At 67.1% G+C, this 19,264-nt stretch carries 15 protein-coding genes; 13 read left to right on the top strand and 2 right to left on the bottom strand.

What is annotated here, in order from left to right:
- Positions 1 to 34 precede the first annotated feature (34 nt).
- Positions 35 to 1,381 (bottom strand): TolC family outer membrane protein, encoded by a 1,347-nt coding sequence (locus B0E52_RS17120; protein WP_077485837.1) that lies wholly within the window; start codon positions 1,379 to 1,381, stop codon positions 35 to 37.
- A 49-nt stretch (positions 1,382 to 1,430) separates the two neighbouring features.
- Positions 1,431 to 2,156, bottom strand: a complete 726-nt coding sequence (locus tag B0E52_RS17125; RefSeq protein ID WP_077485839.1) for an ABC transporter ATP-binding protein — start codon at positions 2,154 to 2,156, stop codon at positions 1,431 to 1,433.
- A 110-nt stretch (positions 2,157 to 2,266) separates the two neighbouring features.
- On the opposite strand from B0E52_RS17125, the gene B0E52_RS17130 reads away from it, so the two are divergent.
- From B0E52_RS17130 to B0E52_RS17190, 13 genes are all read left to right on the top strand, one after another.
- Complete coding sequence (locus tag B0E52_RS17130; protein ID WP_077485839.1) at positions 2,267 to 2,992, top strand: ABC transporter ATP-binding protein; 726 nt, start codon at positions 2,267 to 2,269, stop codon at positions 2,990 to 2,992.
- Between the two features lie 49 nt (positions 2,993 to 3,041).
- Positions 3,042 to 4,388 carry a TolC family outer membrane protein gene (locus tag B0E52_RS17135; RefSeq protein ID WP_077485837.1) on the top strand — a complete coding sequence of 449 codons (1,347 nt, stop codon included), beginning with the start codon at positions 3,042 to 3,044 and terminating at the stop codon, positions 4,386 to 4,388.
- Positions 4,389 to 4,512: 124 nt separating this feature from the next.
- A complete protein-coding gene (locus B0E52_RS17140; protein ID WP_077485835.1) occupies positions 4,513 to 5,823 on the top strand; it encodes an ABC transporter permease in 1,311 nt (436 codons plus the stop codon).
- A 10-nt stretch (positions 5,824 to 5,833) separates the two neighbouring features.
- Complete coding sequence (locus B0E52_RS17145) at positions 5,834 to 7,072, top strand: FtsX-like permease family protein (RefSeq protein ID WP_077485833.1); 1,239 nt, start codon at positions 5,834 to 5,836, stop codon at positions 7,070 to 7,072.
- Between the two features lie 150 nt (positions 7,073 to 7,222).
- On the top strand, positions 7,223 to 8,542 hold the full coding sequence (locus B0E52_RS17150) for an ABC transporter permease (RefSeq protein WP_077485831.1): 1,320 nt from the start codon (positions 7,223 to 7,225) through the stop codon (positions 8,540 to 8,542).
- Positions 8,543 to 8,552: 10 nt separating this feature from the next.
- Positions 8,553 to 9,812, top strand: a complete 1,260-nt coding sequence (locus B0E52_RS17155) for an ABC transporter permease (protein WP_077485829.1) — start codon at positions 8,553 to 8,555, stop codon at positions 9,810 to 9,812.
- Between the two features lie 154 nt (positions 9,813 to 9,966).
- The gene (locus B0E52_RS17160) at positions 9,967 to 11,268 is read left to right on the top strand and encodes an ABC transporter permease (protein WP_077485827.1); all 1,302 of its coding nucleotides are present in this window, start codon (positions 9,967 to 9,969) and stop codon (positions 11,266 to 11,268) included.
- 11 nt (positions 11,269 to 11,279) lie between these two features.
- On the top strand, positions 11,280 to 12,497 hold the full coding sequence (locus B0E52_RS17165) for an FtsX-like permease family protein (RefSeq protein WP_077485825.1): 1,218 nt from the start codon (positions 11,280 to 11,282) through the stop codon (positions 12,495 to 12,497).
- A 139-nt stretch (positions 12,498 to 12,636) separates the two neighbouring features.
- On the top strand, positions 12,637 to 13,944 hold the full coding sequence (locus tag B0E52_RS17170; RefSeq protein WP_077485823.1) for an ABC transporter permease: 1,308 nt from the start codon (positions 12,637 to 12,639) through the stop codon (positions 13,942 to 13,944).
- Positions 13,945 to 13,955: 11 nt separating this feature from the next.
- Positions 13,956 to 15,188 (top strand): FtsX-like permease family protein, encoded by a 1,233-nt coding sequence (locus tag B0E52_RS17175; protein ID WP_077485821.1) that lies wholly within the window; start codon positions 13,956 to 13,958, stop codon positions 15,186 to 15,188.
- 138 nt (positions 15,189 to 15,326) lie between these two features.
- Positions 15,327 to 16,634, top strand: coding sequence for an ABC transporter permease (locus B0E52_RS17180; protein ID WP_168174223.1), 1,308 nt, complete (start codon positions 15,327 to 15,329; stop codon positions 16,632 to 16,634).
- 61 nt (positions 16,635 to 16,695) lie between these two features.
- Positions 16,696 to 17,901 (top strand): FtsX-like permease family protein, encoded by a 1,206-nt coding sequence (locus tag B0E52_RS17185; protein WP_077485817.1) that lies wholly within the window; start codon positions 16,696 to 16,698, stop codon positions 17,899 to 17,901.
- A 52-nt stretch (positions 17,902 to 17,953) separates the two neighbouring features.
- Positions 17,954 to 19,264 carry an ABC transporter permease gene (locus B0E52_RS17190; RefSeq protein ID WP_077485841.1) on the top strand — a complete coding sequence of 437 codons (1,311 nt, stop codon included), beginning with the start codon at positions 17,954 to 17,956 and terminating at the stop codon, positions 19,262 to 19,264.

The following is a 19,264-nucleotide window of genomic DNA, read 5'->3' on the forward strand; positions in this document are numbered from 1 at the left end:
AACCCTCCCCTGCACGCAGGGGAGGGAGCGAAACTCATTGCAGCAACCCGTTGACCGCTTCCAGGTCGCGCATGTCGATCGTCCCGGCCGCCTGCTTGAGCAGCAGCTTGTTGAGCACGAACTGGTGGCGCACCACGGTGTATTCGCTCTGCATGTTCGCGAGGTACTGGATCGCGAACACCACGTTGGTCAGCGACTGCGTGCCGATGGTGTAGCCCGCGCGCATCGAGGCCACGGTCTTCTGCGCGGCTTCCACCGAATCGCGCGCGCTGTCCACCTGCTCGATGCCGTCCACCACCAGGTTGAAGTAGTTGGCGGCGTCGCGCGCGGCCTGGCGACGCTGGGTTTCCAGCACGCCCTGGTCGGCATCGCGCTGGTACAACGCCTGCTTCACCTGCGCATGCGTGAGGCCGCCGCTGAACAGCGGGATGGTGAGCGTGAGGCCTACCGTGGTGGTGGCCGGCCCGTAGGCGCCCGTGCCCGGCATGGCGTTCGACCACTGGCCGAACTTGTTGTAACCCACGCCCGCGGTGAGCGTGGGCAGGTGCCCGGCGCGCGCCGCCGCCACCTTGTGCTCGTCGCTGCTCACGGCGTAACGCGCGGCGAGCACGGTGGGGTTGGTCTTCAGCGCCGCGTCCACCCAGGCCTGCTCGTTGTCCGGCTGCGGCGCCTGCATGGGCAGGTCGTCGCGCAGCTTCTTCAACTCGCCCACCGGCTTGCCGGTGATCTGCTGCAACGCACGGCGCGCATCCTTGAGGGCATCTTCGGCGCTGATCCGCTGCGCCTTGATGTACAGGTAGAGCGCCTTCGACTGGCTGACGTCCGCGGCCATCGACAAACCGTTCTTGAAGCGCGAGGACGTCTGGTCGTACTCCTGCTTGTAGGCGTCCTCGTAGGCGCGATCGATGTCCAGCATGTCCCGCGACACCAGCACGTTGAAGTACGCATTGGCCACGCGCACGTACAGGTTCTGCAACGCGGCCTGGTAGACCTGCTCCTGCGCGTCGCGGGCGGCGTGCGCCGCGCGCAGGTTGGCGATCGCGGACAGGTCGATGATCGGCTGGCTGAGGTTGCCGGTGAGGCTGCGGTCGCGCACGTGGCCACCGCCGCCGGTCTGCACGATGTTGCCGTTGCCGGACGTGGTCTGGGTGCTGCCGCCGCTGTGGATCTGGTCCATCTCCAGTCCCGCTGACAACTGCGGCAGCAACGCGGCGCGGGCCACCGGGACGCCTTCGGCCACCAGCAGCCGTTGCGCATCGGCGGTGGCCAGCACCGGGTCGTTGGCGACGGCCTGACGGTAGGCATCCATCAGGTCCTCGCCGTGCCCCGGGAACGGGGCGACGGCGAGCAGGAGCAGCACGGGCAGCAGCTTCACACGCATGGACTGGACTCGCAGTGGGCGGGCATGGGGGCGACGGATGCGGAAGGCATCAGGCCGGGCTGGCGTTGCCGCGTGCCGCGGTCACGCTGTTGTGGAAACGCGGGTCCTCTGCGAGATCCACCACCTGGCCATCGATGATGTGCACGTTGCGCTGCGCGCGCGCGGCCAGCTCGGGGTCGTGCGTCACCATCACGATGGTGGCGCCTTCGCGATGGATCTCCTCCAGCAGCTCCAGCACGCCGCGGGCCATCTGCGTGTCCAGGTTGCCGGTGGGTTCGTCGGCGAGCAGCAGGCGGGGCGAACCGGCCAGCGCACGGGCGATCGCCACGCGCTGCTGCTGGCCGCCGGAGAGTTCGGCCGGGTAGTGCTTGAAGCGCGAGGCCAGGCCCACGCGCTCCAGCGCGTCCATGATGCGCTGCTTGCGCTCCGGCGCCTTCATGCCGCGGTAGCGCAGCGGCACTTCCACGTTGTCGTACACGTTGAGGTCGGGGATCAGGTTGAACGCCTGGAAGATGAAGCCGATCTTCTCGTTGCGGATCTTCGAGCGCGCGTTGTCGTTGAGGTTGCTCACCTCGATGCCGTCGAGGTGGTACTCGCCGCCGGTGAAGGTTTCCAGCAGGCCGGCGATGGTGAGGAAGGTGGTCTTGCCCGAACCGGACGGACCGGTGACGGCGACGAACTCGCCCTCCTTCACGTCGATGTTGAAGTCGCGCAGCGCGTAGGTCTCCACCACTTCGGTGCGGTAGACCTTGGACAGGTGGGTCATCTTGAGCATGGTTCACGTTCCTCGGTGGTGGTGGATGGTTCTGCTTTCTTCCCCTCCCCCTGCGCGCAGGGGCAGGGGAAGAAAGCAGAACCATCCACCACCACCGAGGAACGTGAACCATGCTCAAGATGACCCACCTGTCCAAGGTCTACCGCACCGAAGTGGTGGAGACCTACGCGCTGCGCGACTTCAACATCGACGTGAAGGAGGGCGAGTTCGTCGCCGTCACCGGTCCGTCCGGTTCGGGCAAGACCACCTTCCTCACCATCGCCGGCCTGCTGGAAACCTTCACCGGCGGCGAGTACCACCTCGACGGCATCGAGGTGAGCAACCTCAACGACAACGCGCGCTCGAAGATCCGCAACGAGAAGATCGGCTTCATCTTCCAGGCGTTCAACCTGATCCCCGACCTCAACGTGTACGACAACGTGGAAGTGCCGCTGCGCTACCGCGGCATGAAGGCGCCGGAGCGCAAGCAGCGCATCATGGACGCGCTGGAGCGCGTGGGCCTGGCCTCGCGCTTCAAGCACTACCCGGCCGAACTCTCCGGCGGCCAGCAGCAGCGCGTGGCGATCGCCCGTGCGCTGGCCGGTTCGCCCCGCCTGCTGCTCGCCGACGAACCCACCGGCAACCTGGACACGCAGATGGCCCGCGGCGTGCTGGAGCTGCTGGAGGAGATCCATCGCGAAGGCGCCACCATCGTGATGGTGACGCACGACCCCGAGCTGGCCGCGCGCGCGCAGCGCAACGTGCACATCATCGATGGCCAGGTGGTGGATCTCGCAGAGGACCCGCGTTTCCACAACAGCGTGACCGCGGCACGCGGCAACGCCAGCCCGGCCTGATGCCTTCCGCATCCGTCGCCCCCATGCCCGCCCACTGCGAGTCCAGTCCATGCGTGTGAAGCTGCTGCCCGTGCTGCTCCTGCTCGCCGTCGCCCCGTTCCCGGGGCACGGCGAGGACCTGATGGATGCCTACCGTCAGGCCGTCGCCAACGACCCGGTGCTGGCCACCGCCGATGCGCAACGGCTGCTGGTGGCCGAAGGCGTCCCGGTGGCCCGCGCCGCGTTGCTGCCGCAGTTGTCAGCGGGACTGGAGATGGACCAGATCCACAGCGGCGGCAGCACCCAGACCACGTCCGGCAACGGCAACATCGTGCAGACCGGCGGCGGTGGCCACGTGCGCGACCGCAGCCTCACCGGCAACCTCAGCCAGCCGATCATCGACCTGTCCGCGATCGCCAACCTGCGCGCGGCGCACGCCGCCCGCGACGCGCAGGAGCAGGTCTACCAGGCCGCGTTGCAGAACCTGTACGTGCGCGTGGCCAATGCGTACTTCAACGTGCTGGTGTCGCGGGACATGCTGGACATCGATCGCGCCTACGAGGACGCCTACAAGCAGGAGTACGACCAGACGTCCTCGCGCTTCAAGAACGGTTTGTCGATGGCCGCGGACGTCAGCCAGTCGAAGGCGCTCTACCTGTACATCAAGGCGCAGCGGATCAGCGCCGAAGATGCCCTCAAGGATGCGCGCCGTGCGTTGCAGCAGATCACCGGCAAGCCGGTGGGCGAGTTGAAGAAGCTGCGCGACGACCTGCCCATGCAGGCGCCGCAGCCGGACAACGAGCAGGCCTGGGTGGACGCGGCGCTGAAGACCAACCCCACCGTGCTCGCCGCGCGTTACGCCGTGAGCAGCGACGAGCACAAGGTGGCGGCGGCGCGCGCCGGGCACCTGCCCACGCTCACCGCGGGCGTGGGTTACAACAAGTTCGGCCAGTGGTCGAACGCCATGCCGGGCACGGGCGCCTACGGGCCGGCCACCACCACGGTAGGCCTCACGCTCACCATCCCGCTGTTCAGCGGCGGCCTCACGCATGCGCAGGTGAAGCAGGCGTTGTACCAGCGCGATGCCGACCAGGGCGTGCTGGAAACCCAGCGTCGCCAGGCCGCGCGCGACGCCGCCAACTACTTCAACCTGGTGGTGGACGGCATCGAGCAGGTGGACAGCGCGCGCGATTCGGTGGAAGCCGCGCAGAAGACCGTGGCCTCGATGCGCGCGGGCTACACCATCGGCACGCAGTCGCTGACCAACGTGGTGTTCGCGATCCAGTACCTCGCGAACATGCAGAGCGAATACACCGTGGTGCGCCACCAGTTCGTGCTCAACAAGCTGCTGCTCAAGCAGGCGGCCGGGACGATCGACATGCGCGACCTGGAAGCGGTCAACGGGTTGCTGCAATGAGTTTCGCTCCCTCCCCTGCGTGCAGGGGAGGGTTGGGGTGGGGTGCATTTGATCCTGACGAAAGGCACCCCCACCCGGCCTCCCCCTGCAAGCAGGGGGAGGGGTAAATCGACAGAGGAACGTGATGTTCGCCTATTACTTCCAGCTCGGCCTGCGCAGCCTGCGCCGCAACCCCGCCCTCACCCTCCTGATGGTGATGGCGATCGGTTTCGGCGTGGCCGCGTCGATGATCACGTACTCGGTGTTCCGCGCGGTGTCGGGCAATCCGATACCGGACAAGTCGGCGCAGCTGTTCATTCCGCAGATCGACGGTTGGGGGCCGCAGCAGAACCTCAAGGGCGAACCGGCGGAAGCGGTGAGCTACATCGATGCGATGGCGCTGCTGCGGGCACATGAGGCAAAGCGCAAGACGATGCTGTACCAGGTGCTGATGTCTGTGATGCCGGGCGGCAACCGCGAACTGCCCATCTCCGTCAGCGGCTATGCCGTGGGCAGCGACTTCTTCGCCATGTTCGAGGTGCCGTTCCGCTATGGCAGCGGTTGGGGCCTGCAGGACGACGAGGCACGCGCCGCCGACGTGGTCATCAGCAGCGAGCTCAACCAGAAGGTGTTCGCCGGCGCGAACAGCGTGGGGCGCACGATCAATCTTGGCGGCCACGATTACCGCGTGGTCGGCGTCACCAACCACTGGAACCCGCGCCCGCGGTTCTACGACCTGTTCAGCACCGACGGTTTTGCCGATGAACCGGATATCTACATGCCGTTCACCCGGGCCATGGACCTGAAGATGTATCCCAGCGGCCGCAACAGCTGCCGCGGGCAGCTCAAGTTCACCAACTGGGAAGATTACACACAAAGCAATTGTGTATGGATCACGCCATGGGTGGAGCTGGACACCCCGGCCGAAGTCGCGAGCTATCGCAGTTTCCTCACCCACTACGCCGCTGACCAGCAACACGCCGGCCGCTTCGGCTGGGCGCCCAACGTGCGCCTGCGCGACGTGGCGCAGTGGCTGGACCACGAGCACGTGGTGCCGCCCGAGAGCCGCATTTCACTGGCCGTGGCGCTGGGCTTCTTTGTGATCTGCCTGGTCAACACCATCGGCCTGCTGCTGGCGAAATTCATGCGCCGCGCGGGCGAGATCGGCGTGCGCCGCGCACTGGGCGCCACGCGCAGGGAGATCTACACGCAATACCTGATCGAGGCGGCGACGGTGGGCCTGGTCGGCGGCGTGCTGGGCCTGCTGCTCACCGCGCTGGGCGTGTCCGGCGTGGGCGTGCTGTTTCCGCCGCAGATCGCGCAGCTGGCGCAGCTCGATGTCTCGCTGGTGGGGCTCACCCTGCTCGTGGCCATCGTCGCCACCGTGCTGGCGGCGTTCTATCCGGCATGGCGGGCGGCGCACGTGCAGCCGGCGTGGCAGTTGAAGTCGAGCTGAGGAGAGCACCATGACTATCCAGATCAAGCCCGTCCTCACCGCGCTGCGCCGTCACAAGGCCGGCACCGTGCTGATCACGCTGCAGATCGCCTTGACCCTGGCGATCGTGTGCAACGCCTTGTTCATCATCCACGCGCGGCTGGCCAATCTGGGCGAGGCCAGTGGCGTGGACGAATCCAGCGTCTTCGTCATCCGGAACCAGTGGGCGGCCGAATGGCCGACGGCACAGGTCGATGCGCAGGTGCAGGCCGATCTGCTCGCGCTGCGGCAGCTGCCGGCCGTGCGCGATGCCACGCCGGCCAACGGCTATCCCCTGCAGGGCGGCGGCTGGGACAACTTCGTCACGCTGACGCCCGAGCAGACCCAGCCGGTCACCGACAGCGCGGTGTACCTGGGTGACGAGCACTTCATCGACACGCTGGGGCTGAAGCTGGTCGCGGGGCGCAACTTCCGCCCCGACGAAGTGATGGTGATGGGCACCCAGCAGGCGATCACGCCCTCAACGGTGATCGTGAGCCAGGCGCTGGCCGACCGGCTGTTTCCCGATGGCAACGCGCTGGGCAAGAGCTTCTACGCGATGGGTGCCACGCCCAGCACCATCATCGGCGTCGTCGATACCTTGCACCGGCAGGGCGTGAGCCAGTGGAACAAGGCCTTTACCGGGCAATCGCTGATTTGGCCGATACGGTCGGCCGACTCGCGCGGCCTCTACTACATCGTGCGGGCGAAGCCGGGCCAGCTCGCTGCCGCGATGCGCGAGGCGCCCAAGGCGCTGTACGCGCAGAGCCGCCTGCGCATCATCGATGCCAAGGATGGCCTCCAGGACTACGCCACGATCCGCCACAAGGTCTTCGACAGCGACCGCGGCATGGCGATCTTGATGGGCATCATCTGCGCCGTGCTGCTGGCGATCACGGCCGCCGGCATCGTGGGCCTCACCAGCTTCTGGGTGGGCCAGCGCCGCAAGCAGATCGGCGTGCGCCGGGCGCTGGGCGCGCGGCAGCGCGACATCCTCGCCTACTTCCTCACCGAGAACTTCCTGATCAGCGCGGCGGGCGTGGCGCTGGGCGTGGTGCTGGCGTACGCCTTCAACCTGTGGACGGTGACCCGCTTCGCGCTGGATCACATGTCGCTGGCCTATGTAGGCGTCGGCGTGATCGTGCTGTTGCTGCTGGGACAAGGCGCGGTACTGGCGCCGGCGCTGCGCGCTTCGCGCGTGTCGCCGGTGGAGGCGACGCGCAGCGTGTGACGCATTTACCTCCTCCCCTGTGTGCAGGGGAGGGCTGGGGTGGGGTGCTTTCGACCTCGGGGACGCACCCCCTCCCGACTTCCCCCTGCGACCGAAGGAAGTCCCTTTGGGGCAAGCAGGGGGAGGAGACCCATCACCGGAGAGAACGAAATGTTCGCCTACTACCTCGACCTCGCATTGCGCAGCCTGAAACGCAGTCCCGGCCTCACCGCCTTGATGGTGCTGGCGATCGGCTTCGGCGTGGCCGCCTCGATGACCTCGTGGTCGGTGTTCCGTGCCGTGTCGGGCGACCCGATCCCGTGGAAATCCGCGCAGCTGTTCGTGCCGCAGATCGACAACTGGGGGCCGAGCAACAACCCCCTTTCCCAGGGTGAGCCGCCGAACGCGATGGACTACGCCGACGCGACGGCGCTGATGCGCGACCACCGCGCCAAGCTGCAGTCGGCGATGTACCAGATCTCGCCCTCGGTCGTGCCGGCGGAGGCCACCAAGCATCCGATCAACGTCAGCGGCCATGCGGTGTACGGCGAGTTCTTCCCGATGCTGGACGTGCCGTTCCAGTACGGCAGCGGCTGGGGCGCCAGCGATGACACCAACCGGGCGCAGGTGGTGGTGATCAGCAGCAAGCTCAACCAGAAGCTGTTCGGCGGCGCCAACAGCGTGGGCAAGAGCGTCAACATCGAAAGCCACGACTACCGCGTGGTCGGCGTGCTGAAGGACTGGAACCCGCAGCCGCGCTTCTACGACGTGGTCAACTCGGGCGGCTTCAACAGCCAGTCCGACGACGTGTTCCTGCCGTTCCTGACCGCCATCCAGGCGAACATGCAGAACGACGGCAACACCAATTGCAACGCGGTGCCCAAGGAATCCGGCTTCGTCGGCCTGCAGCACTCCGAGTGCGTGTGGATTGCCTACATGGCCGAGCTGGACGACGCCTCGGCGGTGTCGACCTACCGCAACTACCTGCAGGGTTACGCACGCGAGCAGCAGCAGAACGGGCGCTTCGGCTGGGCGCCGAACAACCGCCTGCGCAACCTGCCGGCCTGGCTGGACAACCAGCACGTGGTGCCCAGCGACACCAAGGTCTCGCTGCTGGTGGCGCTCGGCCTGCTGCTGGTGTGCCTGGTCAACACCATCGGCCTGCTGCTGGCGAAGTTCCTGCGCCGCAGCGCCGAGATCGGTGTGCGGCGCGCACTGGGCGCGCCGCGCATGGCGATCTACGCGCAGTTCCTCACCGAAGCCGGCATCGTCGGCGTGGCCGGCGGCGTGCTGGGCCTGCTGCTCACCTGCGCGGGCGTGGCCAGCGTGGGCTGGGTGATGCCGAAGGATATCGCCGCGCTGGCGCGGCTGGACGTCTCGCTGCTGCTGCTGACCCTGCTGGTGGCGGTGGTCGCCACCATGCTGGCCGGCCTGTATCCGACCTACCGTGCCTCGCGGGTGCAACCCGCTTGGCAGCTGAAGAGCAACTAAGGAGCGCGCCATGAAACTGCATCCCATGATCGCGGCATTGCGCAAGCACAAGGCGGGCGTGGTGCTGATCGCGCTGCAGATCGCGCTGACCCTGGCGATCGTCTGCAACGCCATCTTCATCATCGGCCAGCGCATCGACCGGGTGAACCGCCCCACCGGACTGGACGAGAGCAACCTGTTCCTGGTCACCCAGCAATGGGTGGGCGCGCCCAGCGCCGACACGCCCGATGGCGTGGCCAAGCTCGACGCCATGCAGAAGGAGGATCTCGTGGCGCTGCGCAACCTGCCCGGCGTGGCCTCGGTGGCGCCGATCAACTCGCTGCCGTTGCTGAATTCCTCCTGGAACGGCGCGGTCTCGCTCAAGCCCGATGCCAAGTTCAGCGACACGGGCAACAACGTGCGCACCACCTACTACTTCACGGACGACCAGGCCATGTCGACGCTGGGCGTGAAACTGGCGGCCGGCCGCTGGTTCAATGCCGGCGACGTGCAAAACCAGGGCTTCCGCGACAACCCGCCGCGCCCGATCGTCATCGTCACCAAGGCGCTGGCGGACAAGCTGTTCCCGAAAGGTGACGCGGTGGGCAAGCCGATCTATGTCGACGGCAGCAGCGCCCCCAGCACCATCGTCGGCGTGGTGACGCGCCTGCAAGTGCCTTCCACTGGCAGCTGGGTCAACGGGTTCACCTGGAACGCCACTCTGGTGCCCACGCGGCTGGACGCGGGCTTCGCGCGTTACGCAGTGCGTACCAAACCGGGCCAGCTGGAAGCAGCGATGAAGGCGGCGGCGCCCACGCTGTACAAGGTGAACCCGCTGCGCGTGCTCGACGACGACAGCGTCAAGTCGTACGCCGACATCCGCGCCGAGGCTTATCGCGCCGACGTGGGCATGGCGATCCTGATGGGCGTGATCTGCCTGGTCCTGCTCAGCGTCACCGCGGCGGGCATCGTGGGCCTCACCAGCTTCTGGGTCGGCCAGCGCCACCGCCAGATTGGCGTGCGCCGCGCGCTGGGCGCGCGCAAGGTCGACATCCTGCACTACTTCCAGCTGGAGAACCTGCTGATCGCCGGCAGTGGCGCAGTGATCGGCATCGTCATGGCGATCGGCCTCAACCTGTGGCTGATGCGCCTCTATCAGATGGACCGCCTGCCGGTGGTCTACACCTTGATCGGCGTGGCGGCAGTGCTGGTGCTGGGCCAGTGCGCGGTGTTCGTACCCGCGCGGCGCGCGTCCAACGTGCCGCCGGTGACGGCGACGCGGGCGGCGTGATTGCTTGAACCCTCTCCCCCGGCTGCGCCGGGGGAGAGGGCAGGGTGAGGGGGCGCTTTTGCATTTTCGCTTGGCGAGGAGCGCCCCCTCACCCCAACCCTCTCCCCCAACAAGGTTGGGGGAGAGGGAGTCTGCAAACTGAGGAGAGTTTGGAATGTTTGCTTACTACCTCGACCTCGCCCTGCGCAGCCTCAAGCGCAACCGCGTGCTCACCGCGCTTATGGTGCTGGCCATCGCGGTGGGCATCGGTGCGTGCATGACCACGCTGACGGTGGTGCATCTGTTGTCCGGCGATCCGCTGCCCGGCAAGAGCAGCACGCTGTTTTTCCCGCAGGTGGATCCGGAGAATCCCGTCGTGGGGGGAAGCACCGAGCCGCGTCCGGCGATGGATTACCGCTCGGCCATGGACCTGTGGAACGCGCATCGCGCCGACCGCCAGGCGATCATCACCAGCAGCCCCGTGAAGGTGCGCTTGCCGGACAGTGGCCAGCCACCGCTGCTGCCGAGCATGCTCTCCACTTCGGCGGATTTCTTCCCGATGTTCGACGTGCCGTTCCAGTACGGCTCCGGCTGGAGCGCGGACGACGACGCGCACCATGCGCGCGTGGCGGTGATTTCGGCCGACCTCAACCAGAAACTGTTTGGCGGCGCCAACAGCGTGGGCCGCATCCTGCGCGTGCGCGATGCCGACATGCGCATCGTCGGCGTACTGAAGCCGTGGCGCCCCACGCCGCTGTTCTACGACCCGTGGAGCCAGAACTTCAGCAAGTCGGAAGATGTCTTTGCCCCGTTCACCAGCAGCATGGAAATCAACAAGGGCAACTTCCAAGCCTATACCTGCTGGCATGTGCCGCCATCCATGGGCGACCTGCAGAACGCCGATTGCGTGTGGGTGTGGCTGTGGGTGGAGCTGGACAGCCCGGCCAAGGTGCGCGACTACGCGCGCTTCCTGGACGATTACGCGAACACGCAGAAGTCGCTGGGCCGCTTCGCCGTGGGCAGCGAGCATGCGCGGCTGCGCGACCTGATGACCTGGCTGACCTACCGCGGCCAGGTGCCCGGCGACGTGCGTCTGCAGGCGTGGCTGGCGTCGGCCTTCCTCGTCATCTGCCTGTTCAACGCGGTGGGCTTGCTGCTGGCGAAGTTCCTGCGTCGCAGTGGCGAGATCGGCGTGCGCCGCGCGCTGGGCGCCAGCCGCGGCGCGATCTTCGCTCAGTGCCTGGTCGAGGCCGGTCTGATCGGTTTGCTCGGCGGCGGCTTCGGCTGGCTGCTGACGCTGTTCGGGTTGTGGCTGGTGCGGCAGCAACCGGTGGACTACGCCCACCTCGCGCACCTGGACACCGCCATGTTCCTCGTCACGTTCGTACTGGCGGTCGGCACCAGCCTGCTCGCCGGGCTGATACCTGCGCTGCGCGCCAGTCGCGTGGTTCCCGGCTGGCAACTCAAGGCGTTGTGAGGAGGCCGACCATGCAGATCAAACCGATACTCGCGGCGCTGCGCCGCCATCGTCTGGCCACCTTGCTGATCGCGATGGAGATCGCGCTGGCCTGCGCCGTGTTGTGCAACGCCTGCTTCCTGGTGGCGCGGCGCTGGACGATGATCCAGATCAACAGCGGCGTCGACGAGAGTTCGTTGGCGGTATTGACGGTCAACGGCTTCGATCCGAATCAGGCGGCCGACGTCAACGCGCGCATGCTGACCGGCTTGCGGTCAATTCCGGGCGTGCAGTCGGCCACCCTCATCAGCGAGGTGCCGTTCGGACCGCAAACGGGTGCGGCGGGCGTCACGCATGAGCCGGGCGATTTCAAGAACCTGATCGGCGTAGTGGATTTCGTGCTGGCCGGGCCGGGCACGTTCAAGGCATTGGGCTTGAAACTGGTCGAGGGGCGCCTCCCGCAGCCCGACGACTATCGGCCCGCCACCAGCTTCCTTCCCGACGATGCGCAGGTGCTGGTGACCCGCCAGTGGGCGGAACATGCGTGGCCGGGCGAGAACCCGCTGGGCAAGGACTTCTGGTGCGACAAAATGCACTTTCGCGTCATGGGCGTGGTGGACCACTACGCGCGTGCTCAACCCAGCCAATACGACCTGCAGCAGGGTGAGTGGACGGTGTTCACGCCGGTCGTGCCGGGCGGCTCGTTGGCCGGCACCTACCTGCTGCGAGCCCGGCCGCAGGATGTGCAGCGCGTGCTGCAGGCAGCGCGCGCCGCCGTGCCGAAGATCGCCCCCGACGTGGTGCTGGACCAGGACAACAGCAAAACCCTGGGTGACCTGCGCATGAACTACTTCAAGACCGACCGCATCATGATCGGCCTGCTGCTCGGCGTGGTTGTCCTCATGCTTGGCGTTACCGCGCTTGGCATTGTCGGCCTCACCAGCTTCTGGGTGGCGCAGCGGCGCAAGCAGATCGGCATACGCCGCGCGATCGGCGCGACGCGCGGCGACATCCTGCGCTACTTCCAGACCGAGAACTTCCTGATCGTCACGTTCGGCATCGCGCTGGGCATGCTGCTGGCCTTCGTGCTCAACGCGGTGCTGATGAAGTTCTACGAGCTGCCGCATCTGCCTTTGTACTACCTGCCGGTGGGCGCGCTGGTGCTGTGGGGGTTGGGCCAGCTCGCCGTGCTCGGCCCCGCACTGCGCGCCGCGGCAGTGCCGCCGGTGGTGGCGACACGGAGCGTGTGAGTTTTCCCCTCCCCCTCCGGGGGAGGGTGCCCGCAGGGCGGGAGAGGGTACGGGCGGAGCGTGGCATTGCGCGCTGGCCGAACCCTCTCCCCCAACCCTCTCCCGAAGGGAGAGGGGAGTGCAATGACGGAGGCACGGAATGTTCGGCTATTACTTCGACCTCGCACTACGCAGCCTCGCGCGCAACAAGGTGCTCACCGCACTGATGGTGCTGGCGATCGCGCTGGGCATCGGCGCCTCGATGACCACGCTCACCGTGCTGCACGTGCTGTCGGGCGATCCGCTGCCGGGGCGCAGCGGCACGCTGTACTACCCGCAGATCGATCCGCAGGACAGCCGCGGCTACCTGCCCGGCAAGTCGAAGCCGATGGATCAGGTGACCTGGATCGACGGCATGAACCTGCTGCAGGCGAAGCGCGCGGATCGGCAGGCGCTGATGACCGGCGGCGACGTGGCGGTGCAGCCAGGCAACTCCACGCTCGATCCGTTCTATGAGGATGCGCGCTACACCACCGCCGATTTTTTCACGATGTTCGGCGTGCCGTTCCAGTACGGCCATGCCTGGGGCGCGGCAGAAGACGAGGCGCATGAGCGCGTGGCGGTGATCAGCAGCCGGCTCAACGACAAGCTGTTCGGCGGCGGCGACAGCACCGGCAAGGCGCTGCGACTGGACGGTACGGATTTCCGCATCGTGGGCGTGACCGGCGACTGGAGCCCCAACCCGAACTTCTACGATCTGAACCGCAAGAGCTACGACGAGAACGAGGGCGTGTTCGTGCCGCTGTCCACTTCGCAGGACGTGGGCATGGTTCATGACGGCAGCGTCGATTGCTGGGGCAACGGTGGCGGCGGGAACACGCCCGACCACAATGCGCCCTGCGTGTGGCTGCAGTTCTGGGTGCAACTGGACAGCCCGGCCAAGGCGGCGGCGTACAAGACTTTCCTCGTCCACTACTCCGAACAGCAGAAGGCGCTGGGCCGCTTCCAGCGGCCGCCCAACGTCGAGTTGCGCAACGTGATGCAGTGGCTGGACTACAACCAGGTGGTGCCCGACGACGTGCGCCTGCAGACCTGGCTGGCGCTCGGGTTCCTGCTGGTCTGCCTGGTGAACACCGTGGGCCTGATGCTGGCGAAGTTCCTGCGCCGCGCGAGCGAGTTGGGCGTGCGCCGCGCGCTGGGTGCGTCGAAGAAGGCGCTGTTCGCGCAGTTGCTGGTGGAGTCCGGCGTGGTCGGCCTGGTCGGCGGCATGGGCGGCCTGCTGCTGGCCTTCATCGGCCTGTGGCTGGTGCGACGGCAACCAGCCAGCTATGCCGCGCTGGCGCATCTCGACCCCGCGATGCTGTTCACCACCTTCCTGCTGGCGCTGGGCGCGAGCCTGCTCGCTGGCCTGCTGCCCGCGTGGCGCGCCTGCCAGGTGGCGCCGGCCCTCCAGCTCAAGAGCAATTGAGGAGCATCGGCATGGAACTGCGACCCATACTCTCGACCCTGCGCCGGCACAAGGTCACCGCGTGCCTGTTGATCCTGGAGATCGCGCTGACCTGCGCCATCGTGTGCAACGCGGTGTTCCTGATCGGCCAGCGCCTGCAGCGCATGGACATGCCCAGTGGCATCGCCGAACACGAGCTGGTGCAGATCCAGTTGGGCCACATCGGCAAGAGCCCCGATGCCAAGGCGCAGACGGAAACGGACCTGGCAGCGCTACGACAGATTGCCGGCGTGCGGCAGGTGGGGGTGGTCGAGGAATTGCCCTTCAGCTACGGCGGTTCGTCGAACAGCGGGCTCATGCTCGATCCGCACCAGCAGCAGCCCACCGTCAACGTGTCGCAGTACATGGGGCAGAACATCCTGCCCACGCTGGGCGTGCGGCTGGTGGCCGGGCGCGACTTCGGGCCGGGCGAATACGTCGACCTGGACACCGCCATGGCGGCCCTGAAGACCGGCGACACGAAAGGCTTGCCGCAAACCATGATCGTGACGCGTGCGCTCGCCGAACGCATGTGGCCGGGCAAGGACCCCCTCGGCCAGACGGCCTATGTAGGGAAGGACATCGCGCTACGCGTCATCGGCGTGGTGGCGTCGCTGGCGCGGCCCAATATGCTGCGCATGGGGCCGCAGTACAGCGTGATGTGGCCGATCCACATGACCTTGGCCGATGGCGCGAGCTACGTGCTGCGCACGGCACCGCAGGATCGCGAAGCGGTGATCAAGGCTGCCGTGGCCAAGCTCAAGCAACTCGACCCCAACCGCGTGGTGGTGACGAAGCGCACCTACGACGAGGCGCGACGCGAATTCTTCGCCAGCGACCGCGCGATGGCCGGCATCCTGGTCGGCGTGATCGTGGCGCTGCTCACGGTGACCGCGCTGGGCATCGTCGGCCTGGCCAGCTTCTGGGTGGGGCAGCGCCGCCGCACCATCGGCGTGCGCCGCGCGCTGGGCGCCACCCGCGGCGACATCCTGCGCTACTTCCAGACCGAGAACTTCCTGCTCGCCACCTTCGGCATCGTGCTCGGCATGGCGCTGGCCTACGGCATCAACCTGTTCCTGATGACGCATTACGAATTGCCGCGGCTGCCGGGCATCTATTTCCCGGTGGGCGCGCTCGCGCTGTGGGCCATCGGCCAGCTCGCCGTGCTCGGCCCCGCGCTGCGCGCCGCGGCGGTGCCGCCGGTGGTGGCGACGCGGTCGGTGTGATTTTCCCTCTCCCTCCGGGAGAGGGTGCCCACGAGGGCGGGAGAGGTACGGGCGGAGCGAGGCGATACGCCTTGACCGGACCCTCTCCCCCGGCCCCTCTCCCGAAGGGAGAGGGGAGACCCATGAAGGAGATGCGTGATGTTCGGCTATTACCTCGACCTGGCCCTGCGCAGCCTGAAGCGCAACAAGGTGCTCACCACCCTGATGGTGCTCGCGCTGGCATTGGGCATTGGGGCCACGATCACCACGCTGGCCGTGCTGCGACTGCTGTCGGGCGACCCGATTCCGCAGAAGAGCGCGCAGCTGTTCTATCCGCAGCTCGATCCCTACCCGGCGAACCAGCCGTTCTCGCGCAGCGGGAAGCGGGTGCCGTATCTGATGAGCTACATCGACGCGATGAACCTGATCCACGCGCGCAAGGCGGAACGGCAGGCGGCGATGGCCATGTCGCAGGTCAAGCTGACCCCGCCATCGGGTGTCGGCAAGCCGTTCTATGCGCAGGGCGTGCTGACCACGACCGACTTCTTCCCGATGTTCGATGCGCCGTTCCAATACGGTTCGGGCTGGACCGCGGCGGACGACGAGGGCCGCGCGCAGGTCGCGGTGATCGCCGGCTCGCTCAACGACAAGCTGTTCGGCGGCGCGAACAGCGTGGGGCGCATGATCCGCATCGAGGATCACGACTTCCGCATCATCGGTGTGCTGCGCACGTGGGCGCCGCAGCCACGCTTCTACGCGGTGCATCTGGGCGGCCACAGCTACGGCGAGGGCGACGCGGTGTTCGTGCCGCTGCAGGGCGCACGCGCCGACGACCTGATGCCGAGCACGATGATGGGCTACGGGAAATCGATCGACGTCGAACATCTGGAAACGGCCCCGGCGATCTGGCTGGGTCTGTGGGTGCAGTTGCCGAATGCCGCCGATGTCGCGGCCTACAAGATGTTCCTCGGCAATTACGCGAAGGAGCAGGTGGCGCTGGGGCGGTACCAGCGTACCGACACGGCCTTGTCGGGCCTGATGGAATGGATGCGCAGCGAACACGTGGTGCCGGACGACGTGCGCCTGCAGGCCGGGCTGGCGTTCGGCTTCCTGCTGATCTGCGTGGTGAACACGGTGGGCCTGCTGCTGGCCAAGTGCCTGCGCCGCTCACGCGAGATCGGCGTGCGCCGCGCGCTGGGCGCCTCGCGCGGCGCGATCTTCACGCAGTTCATGGTCGAGGCCGCCATCGTGGGCGTGGCCGGCGGCGTGCTGGGGCTGGTCTTTGCCGAGCTGGGGCTGTGGGGCATCCGCCACCAGCCGGCGCAGTACGCCAGCCTCGCGCATCTGGACCTGTCGATGTTCCTGTTTACCTTCGTGGTGGCGCTGCTGGCCAGCCTGGTCGCCGGCCTGCTGCCTGCGTGGCGCGCCTGCGTGGTGGCGCCCGCTCCACAGTTGAAAGCTGTCTGATCCGCTTCCACCGCGCAAAAAAGCGGCCGTCCGCGACCGCACTTCCCAAAGGAACCGCACCATGGAAATCCGCCCGATACTCGCCAGCCTGCGCAGGCACCGCATCCCGGCCGCGCTGATCGTGCTGGAGATCGCGCTGGCCTGCGCGGTGCTGTGCAATGCCGTGTTCATGATCGGCCAGCGCATGGCCGACATCCACTGGCCAAACGCGATCGACGAGCAAGGTATCTCGGTCATCACGGTGAACGGTACCGACCCCGCCCTCGCTGCCAGTGATATCCCACGCAACCTGGCCGCCCTGCGCGGCATCGCTGGGGTCACGGCGGCAGCCGCGGCGACCAGCATGCCGCTGGACCAGAATCCTGCGCTGACCGGTTTCACCACCACGCCGGACGGGAAGACCACGGTGAACACCTCGGTGTATTTCCTCGGCAGCGGTGGCGAGCAGGCGCTGGGGCTGCACCTGCTGCAAGGGCGCTTCTTCAACGCCGACGAATACGCGGACAGCGGCCTGAAGAATTTCCAGTCCACCAGCCACGTCCTGCTGGTCACGCAAAGCGACGCGCAACGCCTGTGGCCCGGCCAGGGTGCGCTGGGCAAGACGCTGTATGCCAATGGTGAAAGCTGGACGGTGGTGGGCGTGGTCGGCGACGTGCTGGCGCAGGATCCCAAGTTCAGCGGTCCCGGTGGCCGGTATTCCAGCGTGTTCTATCCATCGCATCCGGACGAGATGATGGGCGACTACGTGCTGCGCAACGCACCACAGGATCGCGACCGCGTCGTGCGCGAAGCGGTGCAGGCACTGGGCCGGCTGGAGCCGGGTGCGGTGGTGGAGGGCAAGACCTACGCGCAGATGCGCACCGACTACTTCGCCGACACCAGCAGCATGGTGTGGATGCTGGTGCTGGTCTGCGTGGTGATGCTGGCGGTCACCGCTTTCGGCATCGTCGGCCTCACCAGCTTCTGGGTCGGCCAGCGGCGCCGGCAGATCGGCGTCCGCCGCGCGGTGGGCGCCACCCGTGGCCATATCCTGCAGTACTTCCAGACCGAGAATTTCCTGCTCAGCAGCATGGGTGTGGCGGTCGGTATGGTGCTGGCCTTCGGCATCAACCTGTACCTGATGAGCCATTACGCGACGAGCCGCATGCCCTGGTACTACCTGCCATGCGGCGCGATCGCGCTGTGGCTGATCGGTCAGCTCGCGGTACTCGGCCCCGCGCTGCGCGCGGCGGCGGTGCCCCCGGTAGTGGCGACGCGCAGCGTTTGAGGTTTCCCCTCTCCCGCCTGCGGGAGAGGGGGTCCAATCAAGGAGGCATGGAATGTTCGGCTACTACCTCGACCTCGCTTTGCACAGCCTCACGCGCAACAAGGTGCTGGGCGCGCTGATGGTGCTGGCGATCGCGGTGGGCATCGGCGCGTGCATGACCACCTTGACCGTTTTGCACGTGCTGTCGGGCGACCCGCTGCCGGGCAAGAGCGGCAAGTTGTACTACCCGCAGATCGACCCGCAGGACGCGCGCGGCATGATGCCCGGCACGCTGGCGCCGGAGCAGGTCACCTTGATCGACGGCATGAATCTGCTGCGGGCGAAGCGTGCCGACAGGCAGGCGTTGATGGCCGGTGGCGCGGTGCCGATCCAGCCGGGTTCATCGTCACTCGATCCGTTCTACGTGGAGGCTCGCTACACCAGCGCGGATTTTTTCGCGATGTTCGACACGCCGTTCCTGTACGGCCGCGGCTGGACCGGTGCCGACGACGAGGCGCACGCGCGCGACGTGGTGATCACGCGCCAGCTCAACGACAAAGTGTTCGACGGTGCCGACAGCACGGGACGCAGCCTGCGCTTGGGCGGCATCACGTTCCGCGTCGTCGGCGTGCTCGACAGCTGGCGACCGAACCCGCATTTCTACGATCTCACCACCGGCTCGTACAACTACTACGAACAGGCATTCCTGCCGCTGCAGACGGCGCTGGAACTGCATTTCGCCAAGAACGGCTCCAACGATTGCTGGGGCAACGGCACCGGTGGCGTGGAGGGCAATGCCTATCCCTCGGCGACCTGCGTGTGGCTGCAGTTCTGGGTGGAGCTGGACAGTGCGGCCAAGGCCGCGGCGTACCGGCAGTTCCTGGTCCACTACTCGGAAGAACAGAAGGCGCTGGGCCGCTTCCAGCGCGCACCGAACGTGCAGTTGCGCAACCTGATGCAGTGGCTGGACTACAACCGCGTCGTGCCGGGCGACGTGCGCCTGCAGGCGTGGCTGGCGTTCGGTTTCCTGCTGGTATGCCTGGTCAACACCGTCGGCCTGATGCTGGCGAAATTCCTGCGCCGTTCGGGCGAGCTGAGCGTGCGGCGCGCGCTGGGGGCGTCCAGGCGCGCGTTGTTCGCACAGTTGCTGACCGAATCCGGGGTGATCGGGATCGCCGGCGGGGCCGGCGGCCTCCTGCTGTCCCTGTTCGGCTTGTGGATGGTCCGGCACCGTGCGTCCGACTATGCCTCCCTGGCGCACCTTGATCCGGCCATGTTGCTGGTCACGTTCGCGCTGGCGATCGGCGCCAGCCTGCTGGCCGGAATACTGCCGGCGTGGCGCGCCTGCCACGTCGCGCCGGCGCTGCAACTCAAGAGCCATTGA

It is taken from the genome of Rhodanobacter sp. C06 (genome assembly GCF_002001105.1).
Classification (GTDB): domain Bacteria; phylum Pseudomonadota; class Gammaproteobacteria; order Xanthomonadales; family Rhodanobacteraceae; genus Rhodanobacter_A.

Bases quoted from the DNA above. Each gene is read 5' to 3' on its own strand.
- B0E52_RS17135 (WP_077485837.1), top strand. From the start codon at position 3,042: ATGCGTGTGAAGCTGCTGCCCGTGCTGCTCCTGCTCGCCGTCGCCCCG.
- B0E52_RS17125 (WP_077485839.1), bottom strand. From the start codon at position 2,156: ATGCTCAAGATGACCCACCTGTCCAAGGTCTACCGCACCGAAGTGGTG.
- B0E52_RS17165 (WP_077485825.1), top strand. From the start codon at position 11,280: ATGCAGATCAAACCGATACTCGCGGCGCTGCGCCGCCATCGTCTGGCC.
- B0E52_RS17160 (WP_077485827.1), top strand. From the start codon at position 9,967: ATGTTTGCTTACTACCTCGACCTCGCCCTGCGCAGCCTCAAGCGCAAC.
- B0E52_RS17180 (WP_168174223.1), top strand. From the start codon at position 15,327: ATGTTCGGCTATTACCTCGACCTGGCCCTGCGCAGCCTGAAGCGCAAC.
- B0E52_RS17145 (WP_077485833.1), top strand. From the start codon at position 5,834: ATGACTATCCAGATCAAGCCCGTCCTCACCGCGCTGCGCCGTCACAAG.
- B0E52_RS17190 (WP_077485841.1), top strand. From the start codon at position 17,954: ATGTTCGGCTACTACCTCGACCTCGCTTTGCACAGCCTCACGCGCAAC.
- B0E52_RS17120 (WP_077485837.1), bottom strand. From the start codon at position 1,381: ATGCGTGTGAAGCTGCTGCCCGTGCTGCTCCTGCTCGCCGTCGCCCCG.
- B0E52_RS17130 (WP_077485839.1), top strand. From the start codon at position 2,267: ATGCTCAAGATGACCCACCTGTCCAAGGTCTACCGCACCGAAGTGGTG.
- B0E52_RS17185 (WP_077485817.1), top strand. From the start codon at position 16,696: ATGGAAATCCGCCCGATACTCGCCAGCCTGCGCAGGCACCGCATCCCG.
- B0E52_RS17170 (WP_077485823.1), top strand. From the start codon at position 12,637: ATGTTCGGCTATTACTTCGACCTCGCACTACGCAGCCTCGCGCGCAAC.
- B0E52_RS17140 (WP_077485835.1), top strand. From the start codon at position 4,513: ATGTTCGCCTATTACTTCCAGCTCGGCCTGCGCAGCCTGCGCCGCAAC.
- B0E52_RS17155 (WP_077485829.1), top strand. From the start codon at position 8,553: ATGAAACTGCATCCCATGATCGCGGCATTGCGCAAGCACAAGGCGGGC.
- B0E52_RS17175 (WP_077485821.1), top strand. From the start codon at position 13,956: ATGGAACTGCGACCCATACTCTCGACCCTGCGCCGGCACAAGGTCACC.
- B0E52_RS17150 (WP_077485831.1), top strand. From the start codon at position 7,223: ATGTTCGCCTACTACCTCGACCTCGCATTGCGCAGCCTGAAACGCAGT.